Here is a 16484-nt window from a genome sequence, read left to right on the forward strand (position 1 = left end):
TGTCACCGTTCGCCGGACCGGCTCACCGCCGCGCGCCCGGCCGCAGCGCCTTCGCCCGCCGCGCCACCCGGCGCACCGCCGCGCTCCGCGGCAGGAACGCGAGCTGCTCGGGCACCCCGCCCGGCAGCGCGAGCGCGGTCAGCCGCCGGCGCTTGAAGTACCGCCGGGTCGCGGTGGCGGGACTGCCGGCGAGATACCGCTCCGCGACCGGGCGGAGCCCCGGATAGATCTTCGGCTGCATGGCGAAGCCGACCGCGCTCACCAGGTCGTTCAGCCCGTCCGGTGCCACCGCGGGCACCGCGGCGGCCGTGTCCCGGTCCTCCAGGTCCGGCACCAGCGCGTCCACCAGCGTGACCGGAACCCGGTTGCTGTTCTCGAACGGGGTCAGCCGGTCGAGCAGCATCTCCGTACCGACCCGCGCCACCGGCAGCCCGTAGAACGCGGACGCCGTGAGCAGCGCCGTCGAGAAGCAGCCGACGACCAGGGCGGGCCGCATCCGCTGGTACAGCACCTCGGCGAGGACCGGGGCGGTGAGCACCCCCGCGTCCAGCACGGTCAGCTCCGCACCGAGCCGCTCCGCCTCCGCCTCCATCCCCCGCGACCACTGGGCCGGGGCCGTCGGATGCGGTTTGAACACCAGCCGGGTGTGGCCCAGGCGGACCGCGCCGCGCATCATCCGCAGATGCAGCTCCTCCTCCTCCGCCGCGCTGATCAGGCCGAGCGCGGACAGGTACTGGCCGAGCAGCAGCGCGGGCGCCTCCGCCGACGGCACGCCCGCCGCGACGTCGGGCGCCTCGCCCAGCTCACCGAGCACCTTGAGGAAGGCCTCGGCCGGCACGATCCGCGGCGCCACGCCGAACTCCGTGAGCAGCAGCGGACGCAGCCCCGGCACCAGGTCGAGATGGAGCAGCCGCCGCACCCGGGTGCCGATCAGCGGGTCGATCTTGTTCCGGGTCGGGCCGTAGCTCATCAGCCCGTCCGCGTACACGTCGATCGGGACGCCGGTGAAGATCTGGGCGATCGCCATGGCCGGGTCGACCTGGATCGACTCCACGGCGATCTCGATGTCGTCGTCGCCGAGTCCCCAGGCGAGCCGCAGATGCCGTTCCCACAGCGGTACGTCGTCCGGGCGCGGGGACCAGCCGCCCGGGTGGTGCGGGGCGATCGTCGCGTTCCACGACACGACGTCGTCGAACCGGCCGCGCAGCACGTCGAACCCGGGCATCGCGTCGACGGCGGACGCCGTCTCCGGGATCGCCGCGTTGTTCGAGACGAGCAGGACGCGCCGGCCCGCGTCCTCGAAGAGACCCGCGTCCAGGGCGGCGGCGAGCGTGGCCGTGCCGTAGAGGGTGGAGGCGAAGAAGATCTGCGTCGTACGGGCCCGGCTGCTGCTCACGCGGCCGCCACCACCTTCGCGGCGGACCGGCGGCGCAGCCGGCGCAGCAGGGTCGCACGCTTGACGTCCATCGAATCGAGGGCCTCGTCCAGCACATCCTGCGGCATTCGCCCGAGAGCGCCGGCGCTCATCGATTTCAGCGCACGCGCCACAGCGGGTTCGAACCTCTCGATCGAACCCATGTGATGGGAAATGATCGCGCAATAGTTGCGGACCGCTTTCGGGAGGAGTTCCCGCGCATCGCGGTCCGCCGCTGTTTCCCGGACGACCTGGTCGAACGAGCGAATGAAATCGAGCTGGCGCATGTCACCGATCTGGGTGAGCGACGAGGCGACGCCACGTCGGTAGAAGATTCCGAGAAGTCCCAGCACCGCGAAGGAATCCGCCTCGCGGTGCAGCCGCCAGATCCACGGCCGGTCCTCGGCCGTGCGCAGCCCGTCCGTGAAGTGCAGCAGCCCGCGGTCCAGCAGCCGGCGGTGGTAGAGGCCCGCCCAGGCGTACGCGTAGTCGACCGAGGTGCTGCGCCCGGCGGGCAGGATCGCGTCCCGGGGCACGGTCACCTCGCCCCTGGGGCCGTGCGGGACGCGCTGGACGGTACGGGTCCTGCCGTCGGCCTGCACATGGTCGGTACGGACGAAGTCGCAGCCCAGCGCCTCGGTCCTGGCCAGGAGCTCGGCGTAGAAACCGGGGGCGAGCCAGTCGTCGCCGTCCAGGAAGGCGAGGTACTCGCCACGGGCCGCGTCCAGACCGGTGTTCCGGGCGGTGGCCAGTCCGCCGTTCTGTTCGTGTCTGCGGACGACCACCCCCGGAATCTCGTCCTGCGCGCGGCGCAGCATGTCCGCGGTCCCGTCGGTCGAGCAGTCATCGACGAGAATGAACTCGAAGTCCTCGCGGGCGTTCGCCCGCAGGCTTCTCAGGGTGTCGGGGGCGTATGTCTGCACGTTGTAGAACGGCACGATGACGGAGAGCTTAACCACCCGCATCACGCTAGTTCCGGGCCGGGCATTCGCCCTTGCGGCCGTACGGACGCGGGGTGAACGGCACCCGTCGAAATGATGAACCGGTAAGCACCCGGGGGTGCTATTCCCGCCCGTTCAAGCAGCGCGGCGGCAGGTTGGGCAATCGTCGGTGGGCTGTTAACCCTTTGTTGCTGTCACGTTGGGCTGCGCACCCCCGGGCCTTCCTACCTTCTTGGACGTGCCCCCCAGTAACAGCAATTCGGCCTCGCCGGCAGAACCGGAATCCACGGACGCGCCGTCCCCGGCGCTCCGGGTGGCCGTGCTCGCCGACTCCGACACCCGATGGAAGTGGGGCGCGCTCACCGCGCGCCGGCTGACCTCGGGCGACGGCCGCTCGGGCGCGCCCCGGGCGCAGATCAGCGGACTGCTGCTGCGCGGCCGGGCGACCCCGACCCCGCGCCAGCTCGCCGAGGTCGGGGACGTCGGCATCGCCACCGACCGGGTGCGCGAGGTCACGGCGGTCGAGTTCCTGCACACCGTGCGCGACGAGGGATACGACCTGGTGGTCCTCGCGTTGGTCGGCGGCGCCGTCCAGGCGATGCTGCACGGACTCGCCGCACTCCGGCTGCCCGCCAGGCCCGTCGTCGTCACCGGCTATGTCGGCGTCGTCTACGAGAAGCTCGCGGACGGGCTGCTGCTGCGGCACGGCGCCGACGTCGTCCTCGCCAACTCCCGCCACGACGCGGAGCGTTTCCGCGCGGTGTACGAGGGAGTGGGCGCCGACTCCTCGGCCGTCACGGAGGCCGCCCTGCCCTTCCTCGGCGGCGAGCCGTACCGCCCCGAACCGGGGCGCGACACCGTCGTGTTCGCCGCCCAGCCCTCCGTGCCGGCCTCCCGCGCCGACCGTACGTACCTGCTGCGCAGGCTCGTCGAGCACGCCAGGCTGCACCCGGGGCGCGAGGTGCTGCTGAAGCTGCGCTCCAAGCCGGGCGAGCACACCACACACATCGAGGAACTCCCCTACCAGCGGCTCGCCGAGCGGCTGCCCGGCGGGCTCCCGCCCAACTTCCGCCTGGTGTACGGGCACATGGGCGAGGTTCTGGACCGCACCGACCTTCTGGTCACCGTCTCCTCGACCGCCGCCCTGGAATCCCTGCACCGCCGCATTCCCACCGCCGTCCTCACCGACCTCGGGGTGCGCGAGATCCTCGGCAACCACCACTTCATCGGCTCCGGCCTGCTCACCTCCTGGGACCACCTGGACGGCGGCGCCCACCCGGAGCCGGACCGGCGCTGGTTGGCCGGCCAGGGAGTCGCCGCCGACGGCGGCTACGACGCCGCCTACGACACCGCGCGGGCCCAGGTCACAGCACTGCTCGCGCGGGACCGGCTGCCCGCCCCCACGCCCTACTACACGCCCGCCACCGCCCCCGGCTACCTCCCGGGCATCCTCGCCCGCCACCACCTCGCCCCCGACGGCCACCCGCTGCCGGGCGCCCCCGCGACCGGGGAGACCGGCCGGGTCAGGGGAGCGGTGCGCGAGGCGGTCCGGGACGCGGCGCGGGGCGCGTACCGCCACGGCGTCCAGCGGGTCGCCCCGGTCATCCGGCGGATGGGCGAGCTGTGAACACCCCTGCCACTCCTCCGCGAGCTGTGCAACCCCTACCGAGACACCTCAGGGAGCAGCGATGACGCAGCCCACCACACCGCCCACCGTGCTCGCCGTGATCCCCGCCCGCGGCGGATCCAAGGGCGTGCCGGCCAAGAACCTCGCCCAGGTCGGCGGCGTACCGCTGGTCGTCCGCGCGGTCCGCGCCTGCCTGGCGTCGGCCGAGGTGACGGACGTCGTCGTGACGACCGACGCCCCGGCCGTCGCCGAAGCCGTCCGCGCCGCCGGCGAAGCGCTCGGAGAGAGCGCCCGGGTGCACTGCGTGCAGCGCCCCGAGGCCATCGCGGGGGACACCGCGACCAGCGAGGACGCCGTGCTGCACGCGATGGGCAGCTACGAGGCAGAGCACGGCCGGCGCGTGGACGTCGTCCTCCTCGTCCAGTGCACCAGCCCCTTCGTCGCCCGCGAGGACATCGACGGCGTCGCCGCGGCGGTCTCCCGGGACGGCGCCGACACGGCCGTCACCGTCGCCCCGTTCCACGGCTTCCTGTGGCGCGACGGCGGCGCGGTCGAGGACCACAACTACGGCGTCAACCACGACAAGTCGGTGCGCCCCCGCCGCCAGGACCGCCCCGAGGACCTCCTCGAAACCGGCGCCGCCTACGCCATGGACGCGGCCGGCTTCCGTACCCACCGCCACCGCTTCTTCGGCCACACCGCACTGGTGCGCACCGACCCGGCGCGGGTGCTGGAGATCGACGACCCGCACGACCTGGCCCGCGCCCGCGCCCTCGCCCCGCTCCTGGACCCCGAGAGCACGCACCAGACGCCGCAGGCCACGCCCTCCGGGCGTACGACGGGACTTCGCGGACACGGTCCAGACCCGGCGCCGCTGCCCACCCGCGAGGACATCGACGCGGTCGTCCTGGACTTCGACGGCACCCAGACCGACGACCGGGTCCTCATCGACGCCGACGGCCGCGAAACGGTCGCCGTCCACCGCGGCGACGGACTCGGCATCGCCGCGCTGCGCAGGGCGGGCCTGCCCCTCCTGATCCTCTCCACGGAACAGAACCCGGTCGTCGCCGCCCGCGCCCACAAGCTCCGCGTCCCCGTCCTGCACGGCATCGACCGCAAGGACCTCGCGCTCAAGCAGTGGTGCGACGAGCAGTCCATTGCCCCCGAACGCGTCATGTACGTCGGCAACGACGTCAACGACCTCCCCTGCTTCGCACTCGCCGGCTGGCCCGTCGCCGTCGCGAGCGCCCACGACTCGGTACGCGCCGCGGCGCGCGCCGTGACGGTCACACCCGGCGGCTTCGGCGCCATCCGCGAGATCGCGGCCTGGCTGCTCGGCCCCACCCTCACCGACCACCTCTCCACCCCCACCCCCACCAAGTAAGGACCACCCTCATGAACACCTCCCGACTGCGCACCCTCGGCGACCGCACCGCGGGCCCCGGCCACCCCGTCTACGTCACGGGCGAGATCGGCATCAACCACAACGGCGACCTCGACAACGCCATCGCGCTGATCGACGTGGCCGCCGAGGCCGGCTGCGACGCCGTCAAGTTCCAGAAGCGCACCCCGGAGATCTGCACCCCGCGCGACCAGTGGGACATCGAGCGCGACACCCCCTGGGGCCGGATGACGTACATCGACTACCGCCACCGCGTGGAGTTCGGCGAGACCGAGTACCGGGCCATCTCCGAGCACTGCGCCGAGCGCGGCATCGACTGGTTCGCCTCCCCGTGGGACACCGAGGCCGTCACGTTCCTGGAGAAGTTCGACGTCCCCGCCCACAAGGTGGCCTCCGCATCCCTCACCGACGACGAGCTGCTGCGCTCGCTGCGCGCCACCGGCCGCACGGTGATCCTCTCCACCGGCATGTCGACCCCGCGCCAGATCCGCCACGCGGTCGAGGTGCTCGGCTCCGACAACATCCTTCTCTGCCACGCCACTTCGACGTACCCGGCGAAGGCCGAGGAGCTGAACCTCCGGGTCATCAACACCCTTCAGCAGGAGTACCCCAACGTCCCGATCGGCTACAGCGGCCACGAGACGGGCCTCCAGACCACCCTCGCCGCCGTCGCACTCGGCGCAGCCTTTGTCGAGCGCCACATCACCCTCGACCGCGCCATGTGGGGCTCCGACCAGGCCGCGTCCGTCGAGCCGCAGGGCCTCACCCGCCTCGTCCGCGACATCCGCACCATCGAGGCGTCCCTCGGTGACGGCGTCAAGAAGGTGTACGAGTCGGAGCTCGGCCCGATGAAGAAGCTCCGCCGGGTCCCGGGTGTCGTGGCGGAGAGCGGTGAGACGGCCCAGGCCGCCGAGCCGCTCGCGGTCTGACGGGCAGACCGGTGAACCTCGCCTTCGTCGAGAGCCCGGTCCAGCTCCTGAACGTCCTGGAGTGGGCCTACACAGAGGGAGGCGGCGGCCGCGTCCTCGCGGACGTCACCGTCGTCGTCCTCCCTCCGGTCGACCCGATGTCGCGCGGTCAGCTGCGCCGGATGGCGGAGCTGGCCCGCGACGAGGGCGTCACCGTGCGCTGGCAGGAGGCGCGCGGCGACTCGGGCACCCCCCTGAAGTCGCTGCGCGCCCTGACCCGGCTCGTCCGCAACGCCGACCACATCGTCATCGGGGACCCGTTCTCCCGCTACGTACAGCTGCTGCTCACCCTGGTCCGGCCCCGCCGCCTCACCGTGGTCGACGACGGCACCGCCACCATGGAGTTCGTCGCCCAGCTCACCCGCGGCGAACGCCTCACCCGCTGGCACCGCCGCGGCGGATCGAGCCCCCGCGACCTGGCCCTGGCCCCGGTCACCGCCACCGCGCGCCGCCGCTTCACCCCGTCCGCGGCCCGCGAGGTCGAACTCTTCACCGCGATGCCGGTGATCCCGCCGCCCGGCATCACCCTCATCCCCAACACCTTCTCCTGGACCCGCTCCCGCTTCGGCCCGCCCCTGCTCACCAAGGGCGCGGACCTGGTCGGCACCTCCCTGGTGGAGACGGGCGTGGTCGACCGCGCCCCGTACCTGGAGGCGGTCGCCGAACTGGCCCGCACCCACGGCGCCACCCGCTACTTCGCCCACCGCCGCGAATCCACCGAGAAGCTCCACGCCCTGGAAGCGGCCACCGGCCTGGAGATCGTCCGCCCCGACCTCCCGCTGGAACTCATCGCCCGTCGCGGCCCGATCGGCCGCACGGTCCTGAGCTTCCCCTCCACGGTGGTCCACACCCTGCCCCTGGCCCTGGTCGGCACCGAGGTGAAGGTCGCGGTCTGCGACATCGCCCCGGAGTGGCTCCGCGAAACGGCGTCCCCACGGGCGCAGGGCTTCCTCGCGGGAGTCACGGAGACGGCCCGCGACGTCCAGCGGCTGGCGCCGTGGCGGGCGACGGCGGTGACCAGGGAGGCGTGAGCCGGCCCGCACGTGTACCGGGAAGTCACCCCGCGCGGCCGCCGACCCCGAGACCACCCTCAGGTGCCGCGGGCATCCGGGCCAGGGTCGGCCCGGGGTCATCCCCGATAGCGGGCGGGGGCGCGCAGAGTCGATCATCGAAGCATGCAGACCACGAACATGACGCGACGTCAGGGCAGCTCCGCCGCAAGGAAGTTCCTCTTGGGCCCGGCCCTGATGGCCGGTTACGGGCTGGTGCGGTCGGCCGGGCTGGCGGTGGGTGACTACGGGCCCGGGGTGTGGTGGTCGGTGGCGCACGTGCTGTTCCTGGCCGGGGTGCTCGCGTTCGTTCCGGTCTTCCGGGGCCTGCGGATGCCGGACGGGGTACGTGGCGGCAGACGGGCCGGAGTCCGGGTGGCGGCGGGGGCCGGGCTGCTGGGGGTGGCCGCGGTGGCGGTGCAGGCGGTGATCGACCTGGCGGTCGGGTTCGTCGCGGCGGACGACCGGGCCATGAGTGACATGTTCGAGAAGGTGCAGGACGTGCCCGGTGTGATGCCGGTGGTCTACACGGCGGTGCCGATGCTGTTCTGGCTCGGGCTGCTGGCGCTCGTCACCCTGCTCGCGTTCTTCCGCCGGGACGAGGTCCCGGCCTGGTCCCCGCTTCTGGTGCTGGCCGGGATCGTCATGATGGCCATGAGCCTGGACCTGCTGGCAGCGGGAGCCGTGTGCATCGGACTGGCCCTCTTTCCGATGCGCCGCGGGCTGCCGGGCTGACGGCGGTCCCGGCCTCCTGCGACGACGGCAACGACCGCCCGCCGCCGTCCCGGCCGGGGCGCCGCACCGGACCCGGCCTTCGCCCCTCCGCGGCGTCGGGCTGAGCGCCTGACTCCTTGCCGTTCTGGAACGGAACAGCCGCAACCGCGTACCTCAAGGGCACCGCCACACGGATCTGTGGCGGTGCCCTCTTCTGGTTACTGCGCGTGAGTGGAAGCGGCTCGCTCTCACGCGCTTCACAGCGACTCCAAGCCTTTCATGCCCGTATATCCCGGATGCCGCACATGGGGTAATCGTCAAACCCGCCTAAGGGGGCCATAAGGAATGATTGTGTGCGTCAATTACTTTTGGGAAAATATTCACTGAGTAAAGACATGGGCTTGATCCGGTGATAATCTCGTTTTCAACGAGTGGGGGAGGATCGACGGCGGAGCCCTTGGGGTGGGCGAAATCCGGCGACGACTTCTTTTCGATTCATTTACCATTTCTAATTTATTTGATTGGGTGGGGAAATGAAGTTTCGCAAGGCTTTGATGATTTCTCTGAGTGCGCTGGCGTTTTCTGCAGCAGCAGTAACTCCTGCAGCGGCAGCCCCCACGGACGGAACTCAGGTTACGTGCGGGCGCAGCGGAGTTTCCTGGCCGGGCTTCGGCCTCTACTACAACTCGAACGTCGCAGGCTCCAAGCGCTGCATCTTCGGGGACGTCCACAATTATGATGCCAACCCGACCGTGTGCTCCTCGCAGGGATGTGCCCGCTACTCGTTCGAACTGGATGGCAAGAACGGTCAGGGCACCTGGCTGAAGAACAATGCGGCGTCGGCATACAACTACTCCGGCTACGTGGTGCGTGTGTACTACAACAGCGGCTGGGGCGGTACCTGGGACTCGTTCCCGGCGTACGGCTACCAGGGTTCTGCCGTGTGGTACGGAAACCTGAACGGTACGTACAACAACAATGCCTCGCAGGACATGTTCTACGAGAGCGCGTGACCTTCCAGGTCTCGGCCGGTGGGAGTTTTCCTGTGAAACGGATGCTCCCGCCGTTTTGACCGGTGTCCAGCCGTTGCCGTTTTGAACGACTGTTCGGTGCAGCGTCGAGGTTGCTTCCGTCGTCACCGTCTGAAGGGCGCGACGGAAGCAACCTCCGCTTTGTCGACATGCGCGCCCGCTCCGTATCGGGGACGAACGGTGTGGGAGAGGTGTGACGTGCCGCCTCACCTGGCCTTCCTTGCGAACCGTCACGGTCGGATCGCGTGTGCGCTCTGAAGGAAGCAATGGAAATGACCAGGATGCTCAAAGCCGTCCGCCCCACCGTGCTCCGTGGAGTGGCCGTGGGTGCTTGTCTGATCTCTCTGGCCGGCTGTGGTACGTCGGGGGACGGCGAGGGTGCGGCAGGCAGTTCCGACGAGGCCGCTCTCGCCCTGTCCGCCCAACCGACGGTGAACCACGTTCCGAAGGTCGGGATTCAGGAGATGCCGGCGTTCCCCATCGAGAAATATCTACCCGCAGTGGGCGAAGACGCCAGGATTGCGGCAGCCTCGGGTGAGTTCATCCGGGTGTGTATGGCGCGGTTCGGTTACGCGTACAAGGTGCCGGAAATAAGCCAGAGCACCCTTGAATCGAAAGAGAACGGCGCCAATCGGGTACGTCGCTACGGTGTGTCCAGTGCGACGAATGCGAAAATCAACGGCTATCACTTGCCGGGTGCCGGTGCCCCGGCGGCTCCAGGCGCCGAGGCGCAGCCCATGTCCGAAACCGAGAACAAGGTATTCATCGGCGACCAGGACCCGGTCAACGGCGCCAAGCCCGGGGCCAAGGTGGACGGCAAGGTGATTCCTGCCGGCGGTTGCTCGGGAGAGGCTCAGCGTAAACTCGGCATCAAACAGCGTCAGCGGATGGCCGAGAAGATCAACAATGTGAGCTTCGCGCGCTCGCAAGAGAATCCCCAGGTAAAGAAGGCGCTCAAGGCGTGGTCGGAATGCATGGCGCGCAGCGGTCACTCGTACAGGACTCCGCTCGAACCGCTCGATGACATTCAGGGGCAGTCGGCGAAGCCCACCGAGATTTCCGCAGCGAGCGCCGATGTCGTCTGCAAGGACTCGGTGAATCTGGCCGGAACATGGTTCGCCATTGAATCCAGTATCCAGGAGGAACTGATCTCCAGGAACGAAGAGGTTCTGGTCGCGGACGCGAAGATGTTTGATTCCCTGGTGCGTCGAGCGTCGGCCAAGATCGCGCAGGCCGGCTAAGGGCTGTCCCGCAATTCCTGGCGGGCGCACGACGACAGCTACGGCACCTCGCTGCGTTGTCGGAACGCCCGAATACATCCAGTATTCGGGCGTCCCTCCGCCTTGCGATGCACCGCATCTGACGCCGCGCGCTGTTCCACCAGCAATTACGGGCCAGCCCTTGGTCGGCTCTGCCCGACAGTTCAGTTCATATGCATGCACCATGCCGTCCGCCCTGTGTGACAGCCCCTTCCGGCGCACCGAGGGGCGGGCGGTGACGAGCGATCGAGGAGGGCGGCCATGGAAGAAGCCGACGGGCAAGAGGCTTCCCTTCGCCTTACCCGCAGGCGAAGGTGGGTGGCCGGGGTGGCCGGGGCGGCTGTTCTGCTGTCCGTCGCCGGAGTGCTCGCGACCCAGGTGATCAAGTCGCCTGCCCAGGCGGTCGCGGACACCGCGCCGCCGCCGCCCAGCGTGATCACCGCCCCGGTGGAGTACCGGGTGCTCAAGGACTCCGTGATCATTCGAGGCACGGTGTCCTCCGAGCAGTCGGTCGACGTCACGCCGAGCGCGAGCGGTCCGGACGCGGGCGCGGCCATCGTGACCAGGGTGCCGGTCCGGGCCAGGCAGTCGGTGAAGGCCGGGCAACTCCTGCTGGAGGTGTCAGGGCGGCCGGTCATCGCCCTGCAGGGAACTCTCCCGATGTACCGGGACCTCAAGCCCGGCGCCCAGGGCGATGACATCGCCCAACTCCAGAGCTCACTGGCGAAGTTGGGGCATCCGGCGACCGGCGACAGCAAGGGTTACTTCGGATCGCGGACGAAGGAGGCGGTCGCGGCACTGTACGAGGACCTCGGCTACACCCCGTTGCCGGCGCAGCAGGACGAGGGCCTCGTCCTGGAAGAGGCACAGGACCAGGTTGTCGCCGCACGGCGCGGTCTGGAGGATCTCCCCGGGTCCGCACCGGCGAAGCAGATCGACCGGGCCGAGGGGGACCTCCGGAAGGCCCAGGAGCGGCTCAGCCGTGCCGAGGCCAAGTCCGGCCCGACGATTCCTGTCTCCGAGCTCGTTTTCCTCACGTCGTTTCCCGCACGTGTGGACAGTGTGACCGCACGTGCCGGTACACAGTCGACGGGCAAGGTGCTGACGCTCTCCGCCGGGAAGCTGGTGATCAACGGTGCGTTGCAGGCCCACCAGAAGGGGCTGGTGCAGACGGGGGAGAAGGTCGAGATCCTGTCCGAGCTCACCGGTGCGACCTCTCAGGGGACGGTGGCGACCGTCTCCGACGTCCTCATCGATGCCCAGTCCTCCTCCGGCGGGGATTCCGTCGCCTCGCCCACGACGGGCGCCAGGGGGTATCCGGTCGTCGTGAGACCGACGAAGAGTCTGCCGCTCGACCTGGCGGGACAGGACGTCCGTCTGACCGTCGAAGCGGCATCGACCCGGAAAAAGGCACTGGTCGTTCCGGTCTCGGCGGTTTCGGCAGGCACCGACGGCAGGACGTCGGTGACGGTGCTGATGCCCGACGGTTCCCGCAGGCGCGTACAGGTGACCACCGGAACGTCGGGTGACGGCCAGGTGGAGCTGAGGCCGACGGCCGGGCAGCGACTGGCCGCAGGCGAGCGCGTCGTCATAGGGATCAGAGCCGACGGCGCCGGTGCCGGGGGGCTTGAGAAGTGACTTCCGTACCGCTGGTCCCGGACATTCCCGCCCCGCCCGTCATCGCTCTGCGGGGAGTCGGCCTCACCTATCCCGGCCCGCCGCCCGTGCACGCTCTCCGGCCCTGCGATCTGGTGGTGCGACGCGGCGAGTTCGTCACCATCATCGGCCCGTCCGGCGCCGGCAAGTCCACCTTCCTCAACATCATCGGTCTGCTGGACAGACACACCAGCGGTACCTACGAACTCGACGGGACCGATACCGGACCGCTGCGCGACGGGGACCGCACGGCACTGCGGGGCCGGCGCGTGGGTTTCGTGTTCCAGTCCTTCCACCTGCTGCCGCACAGGACCACCTGCGAGAACGTGGCACTGGCTCTCGTCTACCGCGGAGTGGGCAGGCGCGAGCGGATGGCCAGGGCCGAACAGGCGCTGCGACAAGTAGGGCTGGGGGCGCGGATACACGCCCTCCCGACGACACTGTCGGGTGGCGAGCGACAACGCGTCGCGATCGCCCGGGCGCTGGTCGGGAACCCTTCCCTGCTGCTGTGCGACGAGCCCACCGGGAATCTCGACACGGCAACGGCCGACTCGATCCTCGAACTCATCGACGAACTCCACAGGAGCGGAATGACGGTGCTCGTCATCACGCACGACCCCGCCGTGGCCCTTCGGGGCGACCGCACCCTGGAGATCAGGGACGGGCTGATGACCGACCGGGTCGCCGCATGAAGCGGCTCGAACGGCTCGTCCGGATCCTGCGGCCGACGAGGCGGGTCGAGGCGTCCCGGCTCTCCTTCCGGGACCTGGTGGCCGAATCGGTGGCCGGCATGATGCAGCGGCCCACCCGGTCCGCGCTCACGTCGATCGGCACCGTCCTGGGCGTCGGAACCTTCGTGGCGGTCCTGGGGCTCACCGCGACCGCGTCGTCTCAGATCGACGAGCGGTTCAACGCCCTGATGGCGACCGAGGTGACCGTCGAGGACGTGGCCCACGAACAGACCGAGTTCGTGGATCTGGCCTTCCCACAGGACGCGAGCGAGCGTGCCGAGCGTCTCAACGGTGTGCAGCACGCGGGGGTGTACTGGCCGGTCCAGCTGAAGGCCGGCAACTCCGTACGCTCCGCCCCCATCGACGGGCTCGCGGACAGCGGCCGGATCCAGGTGGTCGCGGCGTCCCCGGGAGTCCTGGAGGCCGCCGGGCCCCGCCTGTCACAGGGCAGGATCTTCGACGACTGGCACGACAGGACCGGGCAGCGGGTCGCCGTGATCGGTGCGGGAACCGCGGCACGGCTCGGTATCGGCACGCTGGACACCCAGCCGGCCGTCTTCGTCGGTGACGAGGCGTTCCTCGTCATCGGCATCGTCGACGACGTGCAGCGTGAAGCGGACCTTCTGCTGTCGGTCGTGGTGCCGCGGACCGCGGCGCGGGAGATCTGGGGCACGCCCACGGGCAACGCCAGGATGCTCATCTCCACCGACCTCGGAGCGGCGACCCAGATCGCCGCCGAGGCCCCGTCGGCGATCAGCCCCGCCCACCCCGGCTACTTCAGGGCGACACCCCCGCCCGACCCCAAGAGCCTGCGTACCGAGGTGACCCAGGACCTGGATCAGCTCTTCCTCCTGCTCGCGATGATCTGCCTGTTCATCGGTACCGTCGGGATAGCGAACACGACGCTCGTCTCCGTGCTCGAACGAACCGGGGAGATCGGCCTGCGCCGGGCCCTGGGCGCGAGGGCCAGACACATCACGGCCCAGTTCCTCTCCGAGTCGGGGACATTGGGGGCCCTCGGCGGGCTGGTCGGCACCTCGCTCGGTGTGCTCACCGTCGTCGTCGTCGCCCTCGCCCGCGAGTGGACTCCGGTGATTCACCCGGCGACGGTGGCGGCCGCGCCGTGCATCGGCCTCGCCACCGGTCTGCTTGCGGGGCTGTACCCGGCGTGGCGGGCGTCCCGTATCCAGCCCGTCGAGGCACTCCGACGGTAAAATCATCTACCCGTCCGAAACCCTGTCCTTTTCGTAGAGTCTCCCGGATCGGTTCGATCGGCGGCCGGCCCCGATACGTGCAGTTCTGGACGCCGAACGATTCAAGAACGTTCCAACTCACGTTTCCTGCAGGTAAATTGACGAGTATTCACAGGAGATTGATTCTGTGTAATGATCGTTCCGTCTGTCGACTCCTTTCAATTCGAACTCAGAAGACAAGAGGCAGCGCATGGCCGACGAAATGGTTCGCATTGCCCAGAGGTTCGTGAATACGACCTATGGCAACGGTGCGACGCTGGGAATACCCAAGCTGGACGAGAACGGCCTCACCGGCTGGACCACGATGTACGCCCTGACCCGGGCGTTGCAGTACGAAATGGGCATCTCCAGCCTTTCCGACTCCTTCGGTCCGGCCACACTGGCCGCGATCGGTGAGAAGTACGGGAAGCTGGATGCCTCCACCATTCCTTCCGCGAACTTCGCCCGCATCATCCAGTCGGCCCTGTACTGCAAGGGCTACGACGGCGGCGAAATCGACGGCACCTACAACTCCCGTGTCCAGGCCGCCGTCACGAAGCTGAACGCGGACATGGGCCTGAGCGTCACCTATCCGGGCAGCGCCCTGTGGCCGAAGGTCGTCAAGGGTCTGTTCAACATGGACGCCTACGTCACCGTCAGCGGCGGGTCGAGTGCCATCCGCTCCGTTCAGCAGTGGCTGAACGGCAAGTACGTCCTGCGGAAGGACTTCTACGTCATCCCCTGCGACGGCCACCACTCCCGGACCGTGTCCCAGTCCATGCTGTACGCCGTCCAGTTCGAACTGGGCATGGCCGATGGCGTGGCCAACGGCAACTTCGGTCCGGGAACCAAATCCGGCCTCGCGGACCACACGCTCGCCGAGGGCGCCAGTGGCGTCTGGGTGCAGCTCTTCAGTGCCGCGATGATCCTCAACGGCCGTTCGGCGGTGGCCTTTTCGAGCTCCTTCGGCAGCGCCCTCGCGGGGGAGACCGCCGCGTTCCAGACCTTTGTGAAGCTCGCGGTCACCGGGAAGGGTGATTTCCCCACCTGGGCATCCCTGCTTGTCTCCTACGGTGACCAGGACCGCAGGGGTGAGGCCTGTGACGGGATCACGAAGATCACGCCGGCCCGTGCGGCAACCCTGAAGTCCGAAGGCGTCAAGTACGTCGGGCGCTATCTGCTCAACCCCAGCACGACCTCCCTCCCCGAGAAGGAGATCCAGCCCGGCGAACTCCAGACCATCGCGGACAACGGGCTTCGCTGCTACCCGATTTACCAGACGTACGGGCGGGATGCTGACGGATTCAATTATCCGTCCGGGAATGCCGATGGTTTCGCCGCCGTCAACGCGGCCGAACGCCACGGATTCAAGACCGGTGCCCGTATCTTCTTCGCGGTCGACTTCGATGCGTACGACTACGAGGTCACTGACAGCATCCTGCCCTACTTCAAGGGCATCCAGGACGCACTGGCGATATCGGGGAACCCCTACCGGGTCGGTGTCTACGGCCCCCGCAACGTGTGCATCCGCGTATCCGACGCCGGCCACGCCACGGCGAGCTTCGTCTCCGACATGTCCAGCGGCTTCTCCGGCAACTACGGCTACCCGCTGCCGCCGAACTGGGCCTATGACCAGGTCGTCACCCGGACCCTCGGCACGGGCGACGGTGCCATCAACGTTGACCACAACATCGCTTCGGGCCGCGACATCGGGGAGGGGTCCTTCAACGCACCACGGACCGACGGGCCCGACGCCGCCTTCGCCATGGGCTACTACCAGACGCTGCACGACAACATCGGCTCGTACATGCAGTCGATCGGCTTCGCCAACTCGGACGTCAAGCGCATCTTCACGCACACCGAGTGCCTTGACACGATCCTCTCCCACGATGCGCTGATCACGGATCTGTCGCACCAATACAACATGCGCAAGGCGCTGATCCAGACCAGTGCGTACTGGGAGATGCGCCATTACGACGTGGTCGACCTGGGCGTGGACGCTGCAGTCGCCTACTACCACACCGGAGTCGGGGGCGGCATGACTCCCCTGCGGGACTCCTCCACCGGAATCGCCCAGATCAGCGGCGATGTCGGCATCCGCGCCTGGAACTACTGCATCGGGAAGGGTCTCGTCAGCGGTACCGTGCTCGACCCGGCCGAGGACCCCGACATCTGGACCATGTGGCACAAGATCAACCAGGACAACGCCTACTCCGTCAAGACTGTCTCCCTCATCCACCTGTGGGACGCGGGCGGCAAGCCCGGCGGCAACAACGGGCCCGGTGGGGAGACCACCCTGCGGGCCATGAACCTGAACTACACCCAGTACGAGATCTTCGAGGTCCTGCGCCGCTACCAGGGCTGGGGCAACGAGGCCGAAGAGCACGCGACGAAGCGCATGGCGCTCTATCAGATCTTCGAGAAGTACGACACCCTTTCCCGGATGTAATAGGAATAATC

The 16484-nt window shown here is 69.0% G+C and carries 13 protein-coding genes; 11 read left to right on the forward strand and 2 right to left on the reverse strand.

Annotation, left to right across the window (positions count from 1 at the left end; genetic code table 11):
* Positions 1–22 precede the first annotated feature (22 nt).
* A complete protein-coding gene (locus AB0I52_RS08270; protein ID WP_363070145.1) occupies positions 23–1396 on the reverse strand; it encodes a polysialyltransferase family glycosyltransferase in 1374 nt (457 codons plus the stop codon).
* Positions 1393–2373, reverse strand: coding sequence for a glycosyltransferase family 2 protein (locus AB0I52_RS08275; RefSeq protein ID WP_363070147.1), 981 nt, complete (start codon positions 2371–2373; stop codon positions 1393–1395). Before AB0I52_RS08275 ends, AB0I52_RS08270 begins: the two co-directional genes overlap by 4 nt.
* A gap of 220 nt (positions 2374–2593) precedes the next feature.
* On the opposite strand from AB0I52_RS08275, the gene AB0I52_RS08280 reads away from it, so the two are divergent.
* The 11 genes from AB0I52_RS08280 to AB0I52_RS08330 all read left to right on the forward strand — a co-directional run bounded on the left by AB0I52_RS08280 (position 2594) and on the right by AB0I52_RS08330 (position 16473).
* Complete coding sequence (locus AB0I52_RS08280) at positions 2594–3982, forward strand: DUF6716 putative glycosyltransferase (protein WP_363070149.1); 1389 nt, start codon at positions 2594–2596, stop codon at positions 3980–3982.
* A 61-nt stretch (positions 3983–4043) separates the two neighbouring features.
* Positions 4044–5366: an acylneuraminate cytidylyltransferase gene (locus AB0I52_RS08285; protein ID WP_363070151.1), complete on the forward strand. Its 1323-nt coding sequence runs from the start codon at positions 4044–4046 to the stop codon at positions 5364–5366.
* 11 nt (positions 5367–5377) lie between these two features.
* On the forward strand, positions 5378–6313 hold the full coding sequence (locus tag AB0I52_RS08290; protein ID WP_363070153.1) for an N-acetylneuraminate synthase family protein: 936 nt from the start codon (positions 5378–5380) through the stop codon (positions 6311–6313).
* A gap of 11 nt (positions 6314–6324) precedes the next feature.
* Positions 6325–7383: a hypothetical protein gene (locus tag AB0I52_RS08295; RefSeq protein WP_363070155.1), complete on the forward strand. Its 1059-nt coding sequence runs from the start codon at positions 6325–6327 to the stop codon at positions 7381–7383.
* A gap of 144 nt (positions 7384–7527) precedes the next feature.
* Positions 7528–8136, forward strand: coding sequence for a hypothetical protein (locus tag AB0I52_RS08300; protein WP_363070157.1), 609 nt, complete (start codon positions 7528–7530; stop codon positions 8134–8136).
* A 512-nt stretch (positions 8137–8648) separates the two neighbouring features.
* Entirely contained in the window at positions 8649–9128 is a 480-nt protein-coding gene (locus AB0I52_RS08305; RefSeq protein WP_363070159.1) for a hypothetical protein, read from the forward strand.
* Between the two features lie 290 nt (positions 9129–9418).
* Entirely contained in the window at positions 9419–10387 is a 969-nt protein-coding gene (locus AB0I52_RS08310) for a hypothetical protein (RefSeq protein WP_363070161.1), read from the forward strand.
* Between the two features lie 345 nt (positions 10388–10732).
* Positions 10733–12043 (forward strand): peptidoglycan-binding protein, encoded by a 1311-nt coding sequence (locus AB0I52_RS08315; RefSeq protein ID WP_363070163.1) that lies wholly within the window; start codon positions 10733–10735, stop codon positions 12041–12043.
* Positions 12040–12753, forward strand: coding sequence for an ABC transporter ATP-binding protein (locus AB0I52_RS08320; RefSeq protein ID WP_363070165.1), 714 nt, complete (start codon positions 12040–12042; stop codon positions 12751–12753). Before AB0I52_RS08315 ends, AB0I52_RS08320 begins: the two co-directional genes overlap by 4 nt.
* Positions 12750–14006 carry an ABC transporter permease gene (locus AB0I52_RS08325; RefSeq protein WP_363070167.1) on the forward strand — a complete coding sequence of 419 codons (1257 nt, stop codon included), beginning with the start codon at positions 12750–12752 and terminating at the stop codon, positions 14004–14006. Before AB0I52_RS08320 ends, AB0I52_RS08325 begins: the two co-directional genes overlap by 4 nt.
* Before the next feature lie 229 nt (positions 14007–14235).
* Positions 14236–16473: a glycoside hydrolase domain-containing protein gene (locus AB0I52_RS08330; RefSeq protein ID WP_363070169.1), complete on the forward strand. Its 2238-nt coding sequence runs from the start codon at positions 14236–14238 to the stop codon at positions 16471–16473.
* The last annotated feature ends 11 nt before the right edge of the window (positions 16474–16484 follow it).

The sequence above is a fragment of the Streptomyces sp. NPDC050423 genome, assembly GCF_040655445.1.
Lineage (GTDB): Bacteria > Actinomycetota > Actinomycetes > Streptomycetales > Streptomycetaceae > Streptomyces.